The organism is Mycobacterium sp. (assembly GCF_035314665.1).
Lineage (GTDB): Bacteria > Actinomycetota > Actinomycetes > Mycobacteriales > Mycobacteriaceae > Mycobacterium.
Map to the genome: position 1 here is coordinate 1 of NZ_DATFZD010000344.1, position 16,715 is coordinate 16,715.

The 16,715-nt window shown below is 63.1% G+C and carries 19 protein-coding genes and 1 pseudogene; 9 read left to right on the forward strand and 11 right to left on the reverse strand.

Annotated features, from left to right (window positions below; translation table 11 throughout):
- Positions 1-443: 443 nt before the first annotated feature.
- The 4 genes from VKI00_RS23520 to VKI00_RS23535 all read right to left on the reverse strand — a co-directional run bounded on the left by VKI00_RS23520 (position 444) and on the right by VKI00_RS23535 (position 4,522).
- Positions 444-899 (reverse strand): tyrosine-type recombinase/integrase, encoded by a 456-nt coding sequence (locus tag VKI00_RS23520; protein ID WP_324441760.1) that lies wholly within the window; start codon positions 897-899, stop codon positions 444-446.
- A gap of 1,079 nt (positions 900-1,978) precedes the next feature.
- Complete coding sequence (locus tag VKI00_RS23525; RefSeq protein WP_324441762.1) at positions 1,979-2,131, reverse strand: hypothetical protein; 153 nt, start codon at positions 2,129-2,131, stop codon at positions 1,979-1,981.
- Between the two features lie 309 nt (positions 2,132-2,440).
- Positions 2,441-3,184, reverse strand: a complete 744-nt coding sequence (locus tag VKI00_RS23530; protein ID WP_324441764.1) for an SDR family NAD(P)-dependent oxidoreductase — start codon at positions 3,182-3,184, stop codon at positions 2,441-2,443.
- A gap of 30 nt (positions 3,185-3,214) precedes the next feature.
- Entirely contained in the window at positions 3,215-4,522 is a 1,308-nt protein-coding gene (locus VKI00_RS23535; protein WP_324441766.1) for a cytochrome P450, read from the reverse strand.
- Positions 4,523-4,699: 177 nt separating this feature from the next.
- Here VKI00_RS23535 and VKI00_RS23540 point away from each other — a divergent pair, with 177 nt between their 5' ends.
- A complete protein-coding gene (locus VKI00_RS23540) occupies positions 4,700-5,041 on the forward strand; it encodes a carboxymuconolactone decarboxylase family protein (protein ID WP_324441768.1) in 342 nt (113 codons plus the stop codon).
- A 249-nt stretch (positions 5,042-5,290) separates the two neighbouring features.
- Here VKI00_RS23540 and VKI00_RS23545 read toward each other — a convergent pair whose 3' ends face one another.
- Positions 5,291-5,848: a nuclear transport factor 2 family protein gene (locus tag VKI00_RS23545; protein ID WP_324441770.1), complete on the reverse strand. Its 558-nt coding sequence runs from the start codon at positions 5,846-5,848 to the stop codon at positions 5,291-5,293.
- Positions 5,849-5,983: 135 nt separating this feature from the next.
- Here VKI00_RS23545 and VKI00_RS23550 point away from each other — a divergent pair, with 135 nt between their 5' ends.
- The 3 genes and pseudogenes from VKI00_RS23550 to VKI00_RS23560 all read left to right on the forward strand — a co-directional run bounded on the left by VKI00_RS23550 (position 5,984) and on the right by VKI00_RS23560 (position 8,435).
- Positions 5,984-6,631: a TetR/AcrR family transcriptional regulator gene (locus VKI00_RS23550; protein WP_324441772.1), complete on the forward strand. Its 648-nt coding sequence runs from the start codon at positions 5,984-5,986 to the stop codon at positions 6,629-6,631.
- A gap of 33 nt (positions 6,632-6,664) precedes the next feature.
- Positions 6,665-7,579 (forward strand): TIGR03564 family F420-dependent LLM class oxidoreductase, encoded by a 915-nt coding sequence (locus VKI00_RS23555; protein WP_324441774.1) that lies wholly within the window; start codon positions 6,665-6,667, stop codon positions 7,577-7,579.
- Between the two features lie 68 nt (positions 7,580-7,647).
- Positions 7,648-8,435 (forward strand): annotated as a pseudogene (locus VKI00_RS23560) (TauD/TfdA dioxygenase family protein).
- 19 nt (positions 8,436-8,454) lie between these two features.
- Here VKI00_RS23560 and VKI00_RS23565 read toward each other — a convergent pair.
- Together VKI00_RS23565 and VKI00_RS23570 are read right to left on the reverse strand one after the other, a co-directional pair.
- Positions 8,455-9,198: an SDR family NAD(P)-dependent oxidoreductase gene (locus VKI00_RS23565; RefSeq protein WP_324441776.1), complete on the reverse strand. Its 744-nt coding sequence runs from the start codon at positions 9,196-9,198 to the stop codon at positions 8,455-8,457.
- Position 9,199: 1 nt separating this feature from the next.
- Positions 9,200-9,970, reverse strand: coding sequence for an SDR family oxidoreductase (locus VKI00_RS23570; RefSeq protein ID WP_324441778.1), 771 nt, complete (start codon positions 9,968-9,970; stop codon positions 9,200-9,202).
- A gap of 105 nt (positions 9,971-10,075) precedes the next feature.
- On the opposite strand from VKI00_RS23570, the gene VKI00_RS23575 reads away from it, so the two are divergent.
- Positions 10,076-11,260: a cytochrome P450 gene (locus VKI00_RS23575; protein ID WP_324441780.1), complete on the forward strand. Its 1,185-nt coding sequence runs from the start codon at positions 10,076-10,078 to the stop codon at positions 11,258-11,260.
- Positions 11,261-11,290: 30 nt separating this feature from the next.
- On the opposite strand, the gene VKI00_RS23580 is transcribed toward VKI00_RS23575, so the two are convergent.
- Positions 11,291-11,845 (reverse strand): pyridoxamine 5'-phosphate oxidase family protein, encoded by a 555-nt coding sequence (locus VKI00_RS23580; RefSeq protein ID WP_324441782.1) that lies wholly within the window; start codon positions 11,843-11,845, stop codon positions 11,291-11,293.
- 178 nt (positions 11,846-12,023) lie between these two features.
- Here VKI00_RS23580 and VKI00_RS23585 point away from each other — a divergent pair, with 178 nt between their 5' ends.
- Positions 12,024-12,692 carry a TetR/AcrR family transcriptional regulator gene (locus tag VKI00_RS23585; protein WP_324441796.1) on the forward strand — a complete coding sequence of 223 codons (669 nt, stop codon included), beginning with the start codon at positions 12,024-12,026 and terminating at the stop codon, positions 12,690-12,692.
- A 683-nt stretch (positions 12,693-13,375) separates the two neighbouring features.
- Here VKI00_RS23585 and VKI00_RS23590 read toward each other — a convergent pair.
- Together VKI00_RS23590 and VKI00_RS23595 are read right to left on the reverse strand one after the other, a co-directional pair.
- Positions 13,376-13,621 carry a hypothetical protein gene (locus VKI00_RS23590; RefSeq protein WP_324441784.1) on the reverse strand — a complete coding sequence of 82 codons (246 nt, stop codon included), beginning with the start codon at positions 13,619-13,621 and terminating at the stop codon, positions 13,376-13,378.
- 479 nt (positions 13,622-14,100) lie between these two features.
- Positions 14,101-14,355 (reverse strand): hypothetical protein, encoded by a 255-nt coding sequence (locus tag VKI00_RS23595; protein ID WP_324441786.1) that lies wholly within the window; start codon positions 14,353-14,355, stop codon positions 14,101-14,103.
- A 265-nt stretch (positions 14,356-14,620) separates the two neighbouring features.
- Between VKI00_RS23595 and VKI00_RS23600 the strand changes: the two genes are divergently transcribed.
- Positions 14,621-14,896 (forward strand): hypothetical protein, encoded by a 276-nt coding sequence (locus VKI00_RS23600; RefSeq protein ID WP_324441788.1) that lies wholly within the window; start codon positions 14,621-14,623, stop codon positions 14,894-14,896.
- 747 nt (positions 14,897-15,643) lie between these two features.
- Here the strand turns inward: VKI00_RS23600 and VKI00_RS23605 are convergent.
- On the reverse strand, positions 15,644-16,078 hold the full coding sequence (locus VKI00_RS23605; RefSeq protein ID WP_324441790.1) for a DUF6582 domain-containing protein: 435 nt from the start codon (positions 16,076-16,078) through the stop codon (positions 15,644-15,646).
- Positions 16,079-16,242: 164 nt separating this feature from the next.
- Between VKI00_RS23605 and VKI00_RS23610 the strand changes: the two genes are divergently transcribed.
- Complete coding sequence (locus VKI00_RS23610; RefSeq protein ID WP_324441792.1) at positions 16,243-16,422, forward strand: hypothetical protein; 180 nt, start codon at positions 16,243-16,245, stop codon at positions 16,420-16,422.
- Positions 16,423-16,523: 101 nt separating this feature from the next.
- The coding region (locus VKI00_RS23615) for a type II toxin-antitoxin system VapB family antitoxin (protein ID WP_324441794.1) at positions 16,524-16,715 on the forward strand (192 nt) is incomplete at its 3' end.

Here is a 16,715-nt window from a genome sequence, read left to right on the forward strand (position 1 = left end):
AGCTTGTACTTCGCGACGAACGTCCGGCGCCGGGCACGCTCGGGCACCTCAGGGTCGGGACGTTTCGTTCCAGCACCGCTCATCCGACCAGGATCTTCGATCCCGGTCGCTCGGACCAATGTGGTCACCTTGTTCGTCATCCTCGGGGAAGTTCTCCATCCCCGCCCTCGGGTCACTAATTGTCAGGGGGCAGGTGCCTCAACCCAGGTTGGCAGAGAGGGTCGGCGCGGACGTTGTCACGGTCTTGTCACACTAGGTGCGAGTTCGGAGAGTTGACGGGGGACGGCTTGAGACGATTTCCACTGGTCAGGCCGGTTCGAGAGTCATTGCGAGACAACCAAATTCACCCGCTGTCCGACTGGGGGTCAAGTGGTCGCAGGTTCAAATCCTGTCAGCCCGACCGAAGAAAATATGGGCTGATCTGCAACGACGTGATAGTTACCCTACTGAACGACGCGAAGTTGGGGACCATTTGGGGACCACAAGTGCCGAGAGAGCAGTTCCCCGGCGTTGGTGAGGGACTGCCGGTCGGGATGTAGGTAACGCTGGGTGGTGGTCAGGGTGCCGTGGCCGGCGATCTTTCGCAGGCTGTGTAATGGCACGCCGGCGTCGGCCATCCACGTCAGCCCCGTATGCCGCAAGCCGTGACGCTTCAGGTGCTCGTACCCCAGCTCTGTGACCACATCGTCCCATGACGTGGCGTCGCGCAGGGTGGCGGTGCTAATGCGTCCGCCTCGGGGACCGGTGAACAGCCGAGCATCGGGATCCCGACGGGCAAGGTCAATGCGCCGGTTCACGAGGTCGCGGATGCCGTCGATCAAAGGAACCTCCCGGGCCCGCTTGCCCTTGGTGTTCTTGTCCACCAGGCCGCCAGGGGAGGGGGTTGTTTGGCGGCGCACTGTCCAGATCCACTACTCGGTGTTGATATCCCGCACGAGGCATCCGGCGCGTCAACACCTTTCGGTGTATCCGCGGGTCGCCTCACGTCGTTTCGCGTTATCTCGCGTCGTCAAATTGAGCGTTTCCGCAGGTCACGCCGCCTTTTGCGGCGGGTCCGATTCCCGGCAGCTCTACAACAAAATTGCTGGTCAGGGTCTTAATCTGAGCTTGGGCGTCGATCCCGTCAACAAACGGGCTAGTGATGGCCCGGATCCCAGCGAGAGCCGCTGGCTCATCTGGCGGTGCCACTGCGGCGGCCACAATCCCAGTCGAACACATGATGCCGCAAAAGTGAGCCCGCGAACAGCGAAACGACCAATGCCACGACCTATCCCGGCTATCCCGGCCCGCCATGGACAGACATCAGCGCACCGGGCGACGGCTCCGAGCGCGTTCAGGCCGCGACGCCTTCCGCGCAGGATCGCGCCCGTCATCAATCCACAGAAGAAGCCCAAAAGGAAGAACCCGCGTGCGCGTCGCCTGTTTCTCCGCGCAACAGCTGATGCGATGAATCCACATATCGCGGCAATGATGGCGACCGCGAGGAGCAGAGCAATCAGATGTGTCGGTCCGAGCAACCCCATATCGCAAACCTCCGGGCCCTCGTCTCAGATAGGCCGCTTGCCCGATCCAACCACCGTCTTCGCCGGACCGGCATTGCTGGCCAATATTCGTGACCAAAGCGACCACAAAGCGTTAGCGGCCCGCTGCCACACCGTCAGGGTGCCTTCTGTCGAGGGCCTGACCAGAACTACCCGTGGGCGACTGGCATGCGGTGTGTAGGCCTGCGGCTCGACACCTTGCCGTACCAGGGTGGAAATCCTTTTGCCGGCGTGGACGAAACACTGCCGAGATTCCAGATTGCTTGTCTTCCAACGTGAAGTGCTACGTCATCTCCGGGTTTGCAGACGATCTTGAGGTCGCCCAGCACTACCTCGAGCTGGTCGTCCGATCGATCGACGGTCATACTGCTACGCGGGGCCAAAATGCCAGTCCGTGGCGATGCCTTCCGGCATCCCGGTGCGCGGGACTGTGGACCTCAGCCAGCTTGTTGCAGGTAAACGTCGACGTGGCAGATCTTGGCGTCAGCGTCGAATTCGAACACAGTCATCGAGTTCACCACGTGCGCACTGCCACCGAAGAAGTGCCGCTCTTCGATCTCGAAGTAAACGAGCTCTGGCAGCTCGGACACGCGTCGGACGGTCGTTTCGAAGAATCGACTGATTGGGCCCATCCCGACAACATCTCCGTGTATTGCTGCCAGTTTTGGACGTCGAGGAATGTCCCGATCCGTTCAAACCGGTCGATTGCGATCAGAGAGGCCAGTGGCGCCCAGTCTTCTGGTGTCTTCACCGTCGGCACCAACTGCCGCACGGTGTCTTGATACTGCATGACTTTTCGCGTCAACGGCCCGATTTCGTCCACGGCCGATCTCCTTCGATAATAGGGATGCTGGCGGCACAGCTGGTGTCGACATGGACTGTGATGGCGGGTGGAGGTGTCACATGTACACCCCGCCGTTGACGTTGATCTGCGCTCCGGTGATGTAGCCGGCTTCTTGGGAGCACAGGAAGTTACACGCGGCCGCGATGTCCTCCGCGGTAGCGACGCGTTTGAGCGGCATTATGGCTCCGAGGTCCTTGACACTGGGCAACTTGCCTTGTTCTTCGGCGCTGCGCGCCATGGGTGTATCGACCAGTCCGGGCGGAATCGTGTTCACCGTGATGCCGTGCGATGCGAATTCGAACGCCAGCGCCTTGGTTAACGCGATGACGCCCCCTTTGGAGGCGACATAGTCGGCTTGGTTGGGGGCGCCCGTTTGGCCGGCGGTGGAGGAGATCGTCACGACCCGGCCCCAGCCGGCGCTGATCATGTCGGGGATCGCCTCCTGCACGCAGTTGAACGTTCCGGTCAGATTGATTGCCAACGTGCGGTTCCACTGATCTAGGGTGATATCGGTGAACGGCTCGAATGCGGTGACGCCGGCGCTGGTCACGGCTATTTGAATAGGCCCGAACTCGTCACGGACCGAGGCTATCGCGGAGTCGACCGCGGGCCGGTCGGTGACGTCGACCTCGAACGCGAGGGCCTGAAAGCCGTTGTCCTGCAGAGCCGACAACTGCGCCTTCAGCGCGTCGCCTTGCTGATCGAAGATGGCCACCTTGTTCCCGTGCTTGGCCAAACGTTGGCTGATCGCCTGGCCGATGCCGGAGGCGCTGCCGGTCACCACGGCAACTCTGCTCATGGTTCCTCTTCTCTCGAGGGATCAGCCGTGTCAGTCGGCTGGCGTGAAGGTGATGTGCAGGTTGCTCAGTCCGCGCACGATGAAGGTAGGGTCGTAGTCGAAATGCCGCTGCCCCGGGGGGCCGTGCTCGGGTTCCGAGATCGAGATCTCGCGCGTGCGATCGAGGAAACGTCCCAGCGTGACGCGCGCCTCGGCGCGGGCCAACGGACCGCCCGGGCAGGAATGTGCGCCGCGGCCGAAAGCGATATGTTCGCGCACGTTGTCACGACCCAGTTGGCACTCGTTGGGCTGTTGGAAACGGCGCTCGTCGCGATTGGCTGCACCCGGGTGGATCATCACCGTAGTCCCGGCCGAAATGTCCACCCCGCCCAGAGTGGTGGCGACCCGGGTCATCCGGAAGTCGCTCATCGTCGGGCTTTCCAGGCGCAGCACTTCTTCGATGAACTCGGGAATCAGACGACGATCGCTGCGTAGGCGATCTTGAATTTCCCTGTCGTCAGCGATGATCCGAAGCGCGGCGCACAGCATGCGCGCCGAGGTGTCTTGGCCCGCTCCGAACAGGAATGTGGCGGTGCGCACGATCGCATCGAGGTCGGGCAGTGAGCCGTCTTCATATGTGGCGGTGGCCAGTTGGGTGAGGACATCGTCACGGGGTTCCCGTCGCCGATCCTCGAGATAGGACCGGAACTTTGCGAACAAGAATTCCAGCGGGTTGACGGCCAGGGTCTGCTCGGCACCGACGACGGCGATGGTGCTGCCCGCCAAGACCTCGCGGACCTCGTCGCGGTCCTCTTCGGGCACACCCAGTAGGTCGACGATCGCCAACGTGGTGAACGGTTTGCCGTAGTCGGTGACGACTTCACAGCGGCCTGTGCCGATGAACTCGTCGATGCAGCGATCGGCGATGCCGGCCAACGCTGCCTCGTTCTCTTTGAGCCGACGCGGGGTCAGCAGGCGCCGCAGCAGGCCACGCTGGGTTTCGTGAGCCGCACCGTCCATCGTGACCATGAACTCGTTCATCGGCCACTGATCACGGTGCGCCTCGATGACATCGGCGACGTCGGTCGCCTCGGATGGCACCTGCAGTGGCGGGTAGGGCCCACCCACGGAGTTGCATGACGAGAAGGTCGATGCGTCCTTATATACCTCCACCGCTTCGTCGTAACCGGTCACCGCCACCACACCCGGATGCGCCACCGGGTGCACCGGGCAACGCGACCGCAGCGCATCGAAATATGGGTACGGGTCGCTCACCAACTTCGTGTCGGTGAAAAAGTCGGCGGCTTCCAAGTCCACCGCGCCTGCGGCCGATCCAGCTTCCCCGTCGACGCTTTCCACAGCTGTTCCCTTTTGGTCGAGGCGGTGGGTCGGCGTTTACAATCTGTACACTTGTATAGTCTATACGGTCGTATAGCGCAAGAATCGTCGCGCAGCGACCTAAGGGACTTTGTGGGAAAACCGATTTCAAGCTGGTCGCGCGGCGCGTGCCCGGCCGAACGATAGAGGGCTGACCCGATGGCACGGATGGAACCGCTACCGGTGAAGGACTGGCCGCCCGGGATGCGCGATGCGTTAGCGGCGATGACTCCGCCTGCGCCCCGGCATTCATTGACCGGAGACCGCCGTCGTCAGGGGGCCAACATCCTCGGTGCGCTCGCGCACCATCCAGCCCTTGTGAAGGCGGTCTTCACGCTCAACGGCCATCTTCTGCGGGCCACAACCCTGACCGCACGTCAGCGCGAATTGGTCATCATGCGCGTGGCCGTGTTACGGCAGTCCAGCTACGAGTGGGCGCAGCACGTGTTCTTGGCGCGCGACGCAGGTTTAACCGATCTCGAAATCGCCTGGATCGCTTAGGGACCAGATGCGCCGATTTGGGACGAGCTCGACGCAAGTGTGTTGCGCGCCGTCGGCGAACTCGAGCGCGACGGCTTTATCGCGGACGAGACGTGGGCGGTGCTGGTCGAGCACTTGGACGCTCGGCAGGTTCTCGACGTTATCTTCACCGCCGGTGCGTACGCGACGATCGCGTGGATGGTGGAGCATCGATCTCGACGACGACCTACGAGAGGGCATCACCGGTTGAAGATGCGGATCCCTGGCGACCTACCATCGTTTCGGTGCCGGCGTGTCGATTGATAGCGGACGCTGGTAGGACAGGTCAGTCCGGTCGCGAGTGCCTACCGGATAGCCAGCGTCCTTGAAGAACGACGATTGCAGCACCGATGCGTCGGCCAAAAACATCACATCGACCGTTGATCTGCGAACTGCTATGCGCCACTGTCCGTCACGCCGCTCCAGGCGGTCGACATATCGACCGCTGATGAACTGAGCGGTTCGGCCGTCGAGACTGAGCAACACCACGATGACGTAGCTCTCGGCGTGGGCGGTGTCGCCGTCGATCTCGCAACTGTGAGTAGTGATGTTGTGTGTGTGGACCTGTGAGGTCGCCGCATGGGTGCGATTGGCCCAATCACCGTATTCGGCGTCGAGGTTGGTCACGCTGCCGTGTTCGTCAATTCCATCGCTGTGGTACGCCGCGGTGATCAGGTCCACGTCGTGGCGGTCGGAACCGCGAGCATGACCGGCGACGCAGTCCATGATCGACGTGCGATCCATCAGGTAGGCGACATCCCGCCGCAGAGCGGTTAGCTCGGTTTCCATCCCGAATCCTTTCTGAAATGACACGCGTGACGTAGCCTTCAAGACGCCCAAACGCCGCCGGCGGCCGAGGCCTGTACGAGCGTACAGTAGCGTCAAGGGTCGGCACAGCCGGCCTTCGCGATATGGAACGGGGAGGTGGGTGCCACGGCGACCAATCGGCGAGTGGGTGCCGAAAACTCGAAGACGCGAGACGTGCTGCTCGACTGTGTCGAGCACCTGCTACTTGACGAGGGCTACGCCGGTGTCAGCTACCGTGTGGTGGCCGCGAAGGCTGGCGTCACCGCGAGCCTCGTTCAGTACTATTTTCCGACGCTCGACAGCTTGTTCGTGGCCATGATCAGGCGCCTGGTAGAGCGCGATACCGAACGCTGGAATGACGCACTGCAGCGCCGCCCAGACGAGCCGCTGCGGGTGCTGTGGGAGTACAGCCGAAGCGAGGCCGCCGGCGCGCTGAGCATGGAACTCATGGCACTGGGCAACCACCGGTCAGCGGTGCGCGCCGAGATCACCGAAGGAACGGAGCGGATTCGCCGGGCTCAACTTCATTCTCTGGCAAGGAAATACGGCGATATCAAGTTTCTCGACGGCCGGTTCACACCCGACGCCATGGTGCTGTTGCTTACGAGCATGCCCAAGTACCTCAGCCTGGAGGACGGTATTGACGTCAGCATGGGTCACCGCCAACTCGTCACGGCGTTCGAGAAATACTTCGATTCAATAGAGCCCAAGCCCCATGCCCGTCGGCGCGAGACATCGACCGGCGGTCGTCGGCCCCGCTTATAGCGGCATCTAACGCATGCTGTACTATCGTACAGCATGCGGATTGGTCTGACTGGCGGCGGTTCCTCGACCGAGCGGATTGTCGCGCAGGCCCAGCGGGTCGAAGCTGACGGGTTCAGCGCGCTGTGGTACGCAAGCGAAGTTTGCGGGGACCCGTTGGTCGCAATGGCGTTAGCGGGTAAGCAGACTACGACGATTGAGCTGGGCACGGCAGTGCTGCAAACCTATCCCTGCCATCCGCTGCTGCAGGCCAAACGAATCGCCTCGGTGGTCGACGCCATGGGCCGTCCCGGCTTCACCCTCGGGATCGGGCCCTCACACGAGCCGCTCGTCCGCGGTGTGTACGGGCTGTCCTATGACCACCCTGGACGAAACACGGAAGAGTACCTGCGGATCCTCACCGCGCTGCTACGCGGCGATGATGTCGATCTCGACGGACAAGACTGGTCGGCCCACACGCAGGGACGTGGGGTGAAACCTCAACAGCGGGTGCCGGTTTTGGTTGCGGCGTTGGGTCCGCGGCTGCTGCGCGTTGCAGGAGAGCTGGCCGATGGAGTCGTGCTGTGGATGGCACCCCCGCCGGCCATCGCCACCCATGTGGTCCCACGTTTGCGGGCCGCCGCATCCGCGGCTGGGCGTCCTGCTCCGCGGGTCGTCGCCGGCCTGCCCGTGGCGGTCCACGACGACGAAGCTGAGGCGCGTGCGGCCGCCGCGGCAACCTCGACCATGTACTCGGGGATGGCCAACTATCAACGTATTCTGCAGATCGGTGGTGCGGGCCACCCCGCCGAGGCTGCGATCGTCGGAGACGAGGCATCAGTGCGGGCGCAGCTGCACTCGCTGCTGGATGCCGGCGCCACCGACATCTGGGCGGCGGTGTTTCCCGTCGGTGACGACAAACGCACGTCGACGCAGCGGACGACCAATCTATTGCGCGAGCTGGTGTCGTAGTAAAGGAGCAGATCATGCCGTTCACCATCAATGCAATTACGCCCACCGTCGGTCTCGAGATCACTGGCATGACCGCGGATCAGTTGGTCGATCCCCGGAACGCCTCGGATGCGCAGCATGCCCTCGACGAACATGGCGTCGTGGTCTACCGCGAGATCAACATCAGCGACGAACAACTGCCGGCTTTCAGCCGGCTGCTCGGGAAGCTGGTCGTGCAACCAACCGGCGAACACCAATACCCCGAAATTCAAACCATCACTTTGGATCCAGCCAAGACCAACGCGCTGTTGGCCTCGTACCGGCAGGGCAATTTCCATTGGCATATCGACGGTGCCATCGATGAATACCCGCAAAAGGCAACGCTTCTGACCGCCCGTGCAGTAGATCCGGCCGGCGGCGACACCGAGTTCGCCAACACCTATGCCGCCTACGCCGCCTTGGGCGACGCCGAGCGCGCCGAGATCGCCGACCTGCAGGTGATGCACAGTTTCGCGCACGCGCAGTCGCTAGCCAACCCTGACGCAACTGAGGACCAACGTCGGTCATGGGACCGCGTCCCAGTCCGAGTGCATCCCCTGGTGTGGACGCGCCATAACGGGCGCCAGTCGCTGCTTCTCGGTGCCACCGCGGCCGAGATCGTCGGCTGGCCGACGAAGAAGGGACGCGCGCTGCTGGACCGGCTTCTGGATTGGTCGACGCAACCTCAATCACCCTTCGTCATACGTTGCGTCAGGGCGACCTCGTGATGTGGGATAACACCGGTATGCTCCACCGCGCGTTGGCGTTTGAGCCCACGTCGGTGCGGCTCATGCACCGCACCACCCTGGTGGGGGAGGAGCCTGTAGTCGGGGCGTAGATGAAGCGGACAGTCGAGCTCAGATCACTGCGCCGCCATTGACGCCGATGACCTGCCCGGTGATGTAACTCGCGGAGTCTGAGCATAAGAACGCGCAAATCGCCGCGATATCCTCGCCGGTGCCCAGCCGGCCCGCCGGAATCGCCTTGGCCAGGATCTCGCTCGGCGGAAGCTTTTTGGCGCGTTGAGCTTCGCGCAACATCGGGGTGTCGACCGTGAAAGGCGGAACGGTGTTGACGGTGATTCCCTTTGCGGCGTATTCCAGCGCAACGGTTTTCGTCAGGGCGATGACACCGCCTTTGGATGCCGAGTAGTGGCCTTGTCGTATCGAGCCGGTCTGACCGGCGGCGGACGAGATGGTGACGATGCGGCCCCACTCTGCCGCGACCATGTCCGGAAGAGCGGATTGCAGGCACAGGAACGTGCCGGTGAGGTTGACCGCGAGATACCGATTCCACTCGTCGAATCGGATCTGATCGAAGCGCGTGAACCCGGCAACCGCCGCGCTGGTGACCAAAATCTCGATTGGACCGAGGTTGTCCCGCACCGTCGCGAACGCCGCTGCTACGGCCACGGGATCGGACACGTCAACCCGTACTGCGATCGCGGAAGCTCCGCTTGCCGCCAGATCGGCCGAAACCTTCTCGGCCGCTTTGCCGTCGACGTCGAGTACCGCAACCCGGCGGTCCTCACGCGCCAAGAGCTCGGAAATCGACCGTCCCAGACCCGATCCACCCCCGGTCACCACTGCTACCCGAGTCATTTCAGATGCCCGCCGGTCCCGGCCCGCCGTGCATGAATAGCGTCTGACCCGAACAGAAGCTCGCAGCGTCCGACGCGAAGAACAGCACGCCATAGCCGATCTCGTCAGGTTCGCCTAGGCGCCCCGACGCATTGGTCATTCCGACGGATTCCGGGTCGATCCCGTACCGTGCGGCGTCGTCGATCAGCGTCGCGGCGCGGACCGCACCGACGGCGATGCAGTTGACTCGAATTCCCTTTCCCGTCCACGCGGCGGCCATGGAGGCTGTGAGGTTGTTCACCGCGGCCTTGGCGGCTCCGTACGGGGCCGCTTGCGGCATGCCGACCAGGCTTGCTCCCGAGGAGATGTTGACGATCGCCCCCTTGCCCTGTTCAAGCATCGGCTTGGCCGCGGCGCGTGAAAGATGCCAGACCGCTGCGAAGTTGAGCGCAATGACGTGGTCGAAATCGTCGTCGGGCCACTTCGAGATCGACTTTGTTTCGGCGCCCCCGGCGTTGTTCACGAGAATGTCGACGCGACCGAACTCCCGTAGTGTCGTGTCAACCAGTTGCCGGCACGCCGCGGCACCCGTGACGTCAGTCGGCACAGCGAGGGCGCGTCGCCCGAGCGCCTCGACCTCCTTCGCCGTCAACTCGAGAGGCTCTGGACGACGCGCTGCGAGCACGACGTCCGCGCCGTGCTCGGCGAGGACCAGCGCGGCGCCCCGTCCAATGCCGGTGCCACCACCGGTGATGACGGCAACCCTTCCGTCGAGCGAAAACCGATTGTTCACGTGACAGCTCCTCTATAAGCCCCCGCGGCGCCACTCACTGGCGCCCTGTACGACCGTACAGCGAATGCTATATGGTTGTACAGGAGATCCGCCGAGGAGGGGTAGTTGAGCGACCTGTACTACGACCCGTGGGACGTCGAGATCGACCTCGACCCCTATCCGGTGTACCGCCGACTGCGGGACGAGGAGCCGCTCTACTACAACGAGCGTCACGACTTCTGGGGCATCTCCCGATACGGCGACGTGGATGCGGCGCTGCGGGATCCCAAGCGGCTCAGCTCGGCAAAAGGTGACATCCTCGAAGTCGTCAAGACCGATCCGGTGATGCCTCCCGGCGTGTTCATCAACGCGGACCCGCCGCTGCACACCATCCATCGCGCGCTGGTGTCACGTGCCTTCATGCCGAAGAAAATGAGGGAGCTCGAAGACAAGGTCCGCGCGTTCTGCGTGGCATGTCTCGATCCGATCGTCGGCAGCGAATGCTTCGACTTCGTCCGGGACCTTGGCGGGGAGCTGCCGATGCGGACCATCGGCATGCTCGTCGGCATCCCGGACGCGGATCAGCCGACGGTGCGCGCCGAGGCGCACCGGGTGCTGCGCAACAAGCCGGGTGAACCATTGCCAGTGAAGAAAGACCGCTACTTCGACGGCGACATGTTCGCCGATTACGTCGCCTGGCGCGAGAAGAACCCCTCTGACGACCTGGTCACCGAGCTGCTGAACGTCGAGTTCACCGACCAGGCAGACACGACGCGTCACTTGACGAAAGATGAGCTGCTGATTTTCTTGGCTGTCATCGCCGGTGCGGGTGTCGAGACCACCGGCCGGCTGTTCGGGTGGATGGGCAAGGTGCTGGCCGAGCATCCGGACCAACGCCAGGAGATCGTCGGGAACCGTTCCCTGATCCCGAACACTATCGAAGAGTTGCTGCGCTATGAGCCCCCCGGCCCACACGTCGCGCGGTACGTCGCTGCCGACGTCGAGTTCCATGGACAGACGGTCCCGGCCGGTAGCGCAATGCTGTTGATGCTTGCCTCGGCGAACCACGACGAGCGCCAGTTCGAGGAGCCCTACCGCTTCAACATCCACCGCAAACCCGTCGGCCACTTGACCTTTGGACGCGGTGCCCACTTCTGCCTCGGCGCGCCCTTGGCTCGGCTGGAGGCGCGCATTGCACTCGACGAGGTGCTAAATCGATTCCCGAAGTGGGACATCGATATCAACAGCTGCCGCCGGTCACGTACGTCGACAGTGCGCGGCTGGGACTCGATGCCCGCCATCCTCAGCTGACATGACCGACGAATCTGACCGGCCAGCCGATCACGTCGGGTCGGTTGCGTCCCATGGCACGGTGGCCGACACCCAGTGAGTGATTTGCTCTGCCTGGTCGTTGCGATGGAGGTGACGCGGCGGTTGCGCGAATGTTGCGTAGGGGCGGCAGCGAAGGACGACTCGATCCTCCTCGATGGCCATCGCCTCGACTGCAGGGCGTGCTTCGTCACCGAGCTGCTGACCCGACATGCGGCCGGCGACCGCCATCATCACATCGACTACGAGGTCACGGTCGCGCTCCACTGCCGCGTCGGCATACACCTGCAGATAGGCAAATGGCCAGTGTTCATCGAGGACGCAGAGGCTGACCTTTGCGTCCTTGGCAGCAGCCCGCGCCTTGCCGCGCCCGGCCATCGTTGACACCAGCAGCTCGTCCTCCTCGGTCGGTACGTAGTACACGATCGACATGGCTGGCCCGTCGTGTCGGCGGCGGTAGCCGAAGACGCAGGTGCGGTGAGTGCGCACGAATTCTCGCCGCTCCGAAGGGATCATGTCGCGATCGGTGGGCGCTGCGAATGGTGCGGACGCGAGGGGAAGCAGCACGACGGTTCTCCCTTTTCTCTCTTGCTGAACTTCTCAGCACCAGATAACGGATACAGTGTTGCCGGTATTGCGTGGCTGTGTCAAGCCCGTCATACTTGCCGCTGTGATAACGGCGCGCCCCGGAGGGGGGCAACACGAGCCGTCGATTCGACGATCTCCCGGCCGCCCCGCTGTTCCGCTGGATCGGATCGTCGCGACGGCGCTGCAGATCGTCGATGAGGAAGGCGCTGACGCCCTGTCCATGCGGGTACTTGCGCAGCGTTTGGATTCCGGTACGGCCACGCTGTATCGACACTTCGCCAGCCGGGCGGAATTGACCGCCCAAGTCGTCGACCGCGTTTTCGGCGAGGTCGAGTTCGACCCTGACGGGCTCAACGCAATGAGCTGGCAGCAAGCGTGTCAAACCCTTGTGCACAACATGTTTGACGTCTTGCGCCGTCATAGGAACGTGTCGCCCCTGTTGGTCGAACAGGTACCGATCGGGCCGAACGCGATGGCCCAACGGGAGCGCTGCATCGCGATGTTGCTCGACCACGGGTTCGCACCGCAACTGGCAGCGCGCTCCTATGCGACGCTGGCCCGTTACGTTTTGGGCTTCGCCATCCAGCTCACCGGGGACAGCACCACACGGCAGATCGATGACGCACAGCTATCCGCCGTCTTCCGCGGTCTAGACGCGTCTGTGTTTCCTGCCACCGCAGCCATCGCTGACTTGCTGCCCGTGTCGCTCGCCGACGAATTCGCCTTCGGGTTGGAGTTGATCATCACCGGGCTCGCTCAGCTGCACGGCAGCGGCCCGCGTCCGCGTAATACCTGGGGCGCGGTCGCCCGTTCCCCAAAGCCGTGAGTGTTGTTAAATTGCTTGCGCGGCAGGCGCATCGTTTTTTCTGGCCCGGGTTAGTCCTGGGACCTGACGCCTTGGGCTGGACGTCCGCGGCAGAAGCGAATCTTTCGCCCGCTACATCGACTCCCGGAAGATATCTGCGGCGGTCTCCTTCACGAACGCGACTTCCACGACGGCGCGGGAGCAAAGGAAGCCGGTGGCACCGCGGGCGAGGTTATCGGCGATTTTGACGACTCGGGGACCAGTCGGGGACCACGCGTTATGCGCGGTGGTGAACGATCTGCGCGTTTGTGAACGTCTTGCACGCGTAGATCGCGCCGCACACTGCCGGCGACCTGCGGAAATGGGCTACCACGATTTACTGGGGGTCAAGTGGTCGCAGGTTCAAATCCTGTCAGCCCGACTCACGTCTCTGCAGTTCAGAGCCCATATCTATGTGTAACTGCACTCTCGTCGAATCTTCGGCACTTGTCCACGGCGTCAAGTTGCTTGCGTCCTATGCCGGCGATTATTTCGGCGAATTATTGGTTGAGCTGCGCATTACCGCTGGACCAACGAAGTGCGGTGTTCCGCGCTCAAGCCGATGAGTTGTGACAATTTGTGACACACGCAGGGCGATGGGCACTGGTTCAGATCGCCGCGTGTGGCAGGCGGAAGCGGGTCTCGGTCGTCGGGACCAGCGGCGGTTATCGGGTCAGAGTCCTGGGGTCGGGGAAGCTCATTTTGATGTAGCCCGGGGCGCGTTTGCGGAGCGATGAGGCGAGCACGGGCGTCAGTTCGTCGTGGTAGTCGTGCACGATCGCGGTTGTTTTACCGGGGTGGGGTCGGGTGATGCGCCCGAAGTATTGGACGAGCCGATTCTTGAACGTGATTGGGGCCGCGAGGAACAGGGTGTCGAGGGCGGAGGAGATCGGTGCCTTCCTTGTCCGCACCGCGATCAATCGTGGACTGTAGCTTGATGGCGATCAGTGGACCCGGCTCTGCCACCCGCGCGTGGGCTTCGTCCAAATGCTCTGCCCGGATGATCATCGGTGTTGCTATGTCCGCTGCCCATGCATGGGCGAGTATGTACAAGCGTCCGGTTGGATCCTGTGGCAGACGGGCGAGGTCAGAATCCGCGACCTCGAGCACATCGACTTGGATATCACCCATTGCTGTTGATACGACCGCACCGCTGGGGCCACTGGGCCTCCCAGTTCCGGCGATAAGGAGCTCCAGCTGTGGGTGCTGTGTTTCACCGTGTCGGTCAACGATGTCGAGGTCGGTGGTCGCGCGATGCGCAGTACTGAGCCGGCAGACGACCGCAAGACCACCGATGACGGTCACCTCTTGCTGTGTCAGCTCTCTTGTCGCGGTGATCGCGAGGATGAGTGAGGACATCGACGTGCCCAGCAAATCCACTGTGGGCGGTTTACCAGACACGGTGCCAAGGCTCCGGCGGCGTCCAGTCGTTGAACACGTCTCGCCCTCGCCCCGGATCCTGTGCGAGATCGAGCGCGACGAACAGTGGCTGGGCTAGCGGCCAGTGGTCGTGGGTGCGATTCCATTCGTGCTTGGTCGGATCTTCCCGCTGGACGCAAACGATGTCGGTCGGGGCAACGCGCAATGTGACCCCGCGATCGACCCGCCCGGCGGTCGGGCCAAGCAGCTGAACCGCTCGGCGCATCACGCGTTCATCGGGGACATAGAAGTCTGGTTGTTGATCAACGCGAAGCGCGATTGGCGCCCCGTATGCAGCGGCGGCGCGGGCGTCAGGTCTTGAGCTCGTTTGGAACTCGCCACGATCTCAGGACCGCAGAGAAGCGAGTGTCGCGGGTGATCCCGGGAGCGCCGACTCAAGCGGCCTGATCCGCCCAGTGGCGGACCGGGCTGTCCGGCGATTATGCCTGGCCGCCGGTCCGGCTGGTGTGCGGCACGAGCAAGGGATTGATATGGCAAATCCGATGGAACACATCCGCCGATCACTCATCGAACGTATCCGCCAGATCGTCGCCGATCACCGCGCCGACGGCCTTGGCCCCGACGCCAGGTTGGCCTGTAGCTGTGGAGCCCAAGGCCTCTGCGATCATCCTCGCCACGTGGCCGAGAAGATCGTCGACGGGTTGGCTCTCGAGCCCGATAGCATCGACGAAGTCAAGAATCGGATTCGGTACGCCAGTGCGTGGTTTGACTGGGAGCTCACCAAGCTGGAGGGCGCTGAGTGTTAGGGCGTGGGGCCGGCAATTCTTGGAAAATGCACGGCGCCAGCAACTTCCGGACGCTACCGGACTGAGAAGGAATTCCGTACGTCGCCATGACCACCCACAAGAGCGATCACCGGATTGAGACTCGTGCACGAGCGCCGTGCTATTCAATGTCCGATGCGGCCAATCCCGCTGGTTCGACTGACCCGCCGAGCCGGCGCACGTCCGTTCGGCGCGGGTACCCCCTAAACAACCGAGATGACTCCGATTCAAGGCCTCGGCACTCGGCGCAGCGACCGGATTTATGGTGTTTGCCGGCCCGGCGACGTCGGCGCGGAAAGTTGGCCGCTGTGATGCCGTCTTGGACAGGTCAACCAGTGTGGGAACAACCGGGCAGAACAACATCTAACCGTTGTTCCCGATTCCGTCGGCGCCAGCGTGCTCAGGCAGCGTGGGTGCAGGTCGGACAGGTGCAATCGGAGCAGGCGCAGTTGCTACAGGCATCGGCGCAGTCGGCGCACTGACACGTGTTGTGATTACAGCTCGGGCAGGTGCAATCGGCGCAAACACAGATTGCACACGAGTCGGAACAGTTGGGGCATTGGCAGGTAGTGCACTCGTCGTAGTGCACCCCGTCGGGCGCGGGATGCTCCCGGTGCACATGCCCGTCGTGCAGATAGTCCACGTGGTCGGCGTGTAGCACAGATGCGTGCCCACAACCGGGGCCGTGGGTGTGATGGTGCTGTTCTGCCGGGCGGTACTCAGCCGTCGTCACTCGCCGCGCTCTCGGCGCCGGGTTGCGGCGGCCTTCTTGGCCGCCTCTTCGGCGATGCCAAGCCGCTCTTTGGTGGCCGCCCCCTTGCGCGCGGCTTCTTTCGCCTCCCCGGTGCGCATCCGCGTTTCGGCACCCTTCCTCGCGCTTTCTTCGCGGTGCGGTTGGGGATGAACACCGAGGTCGTGCACCGACGTTTCGGACAGGTTGACGTTGTAGTGCTGCGCGGCTTTCTCGATATTCGCGAACGCCAATGCGCGGTCCTCTTCGGAGACATCGGTCACCTGATCGAACCTCGCGACAGCGTTTCGGACGTGCGTGGCGTCGGTGAGCGGTTCTTTGCGCTGCTTCGGAAATGCGAACACGGTATCGGGCAAGTTGCTTTGCGTCGTGAGCGTGCCGTGTTGCTCATGCGGTTGCCAGGTTGCTTGCATCCTTACTCCACATCCTCAAGCCTGTGGCCGGGGTGGTCGGCCTCGCCCACGGTCAACCTAGCCCGCCGGTCAACCAGCCTCTAGGGCCGTTGGACCTCTGCCAGTACGCCGAACTGAATCGCCCCGGCGTGTCAGGACACTTGACGTCGCGGGGAAAGGCGAAGGTGAAGCTCACGTCTACACGTCCGTCCAACAACTACCCGCCCGAGCTGCGTGAAGGGGCCATTCTGTTGAACTGGGTTCGCAGGGCGCAGGTCGACGCCGGCCAGCAGCCTGGGTTTGCTCCAGCCGCGGCGGCCGCGCTGCCCCCGCCGTCGGCTGGTCTCGACGTCGTCGAGCGATGAACGGAAATCTGCATTTCACGCAGCCCGAGGAGGATCTCTGTGCTGGCCGGCGAACCGTCGAAGCGCGCCGGGGTGGTGTATAGTTGGTGTATACTAGGTGTATGTCGCGGACGAATATTGATATTGATGACCAGCTCGTCGCCGAGGTGATGCGCCGATACGGTGTTGCAACCAAGAAGCAGGCCGTTGACCTGGCCCTGCGGCGTCTGGTCGGGGTCCCGCTGAGCCGCGAGTTTCTCCTCGGGCTGGAAGGCGTCGGCTGGGACGGCGATCTTGAGGACATGCGAAACGAG

What these genes read in the sequence shown, in the direction of transcription:
- VKI00_RS23540 (WP_324441768.1), top strand. Translation starts at nt 4,700, where the DNA reads ATGGCACGGATGGAACCGCTACCGGTGAAGGACTGGCCGCCCGGGATG.
- VKI00_RS23555 (WP_324441774.1), top strand. Translation starts at nt 6,665, where the DNA reads ATGCGGATTGGTCTGACTGGCGGCGGTTCCTCGACCGAGCGGATTGTC.
- VKI00_RS23605 (WP_324441790.1), bottom strand. Translation starts at nt 16,078, where the DNA reads ATGCAAGCAACCTGGCAACCGCATGAGCAACACGGCACGCTCACGACG.
- VKI00_RS23595 (WP_324441786.1), bottom strand. Translation starts at nt 14,355, where the DNA reads ATGCGCCGAGCGGTTCAGCTGCTTGGCCCGACCGCCGGGCGGGTCGAT.
- VKI00_RS23530 (WP_324441764.1), bottom strand. Translation starts at nt 3,184, where the DNA reads ATGAGCAGAGTTGCCGTGGTGACCGGCAGCGCCTCCGGCATCGGCCAG.
- VKI00_RS23565 (WP_324441776.1), bottom strand. Translation starts at nt 9,198, where the DNA reads ATGACTCGGGTAGCAGTGGTGACCGGGGGTGGATCGGGTCTGGGACGG.
- VKI00_RS23600 (WP_324441788.1), top strand. Translation starts at nt 14,621, where the DNA reads ATGGCAAATCCGATGGAACACATCCGCCGATCACTCATCGAACGTATC.
- VKI00_RS23545 (WP_324441770.1), bottom strand. Translation starts at nt 5,848, where the DNA reads ATGGAAACCGAGCTAACCGCTCTGCGGCGGGATGTCGCCTACCTGATG.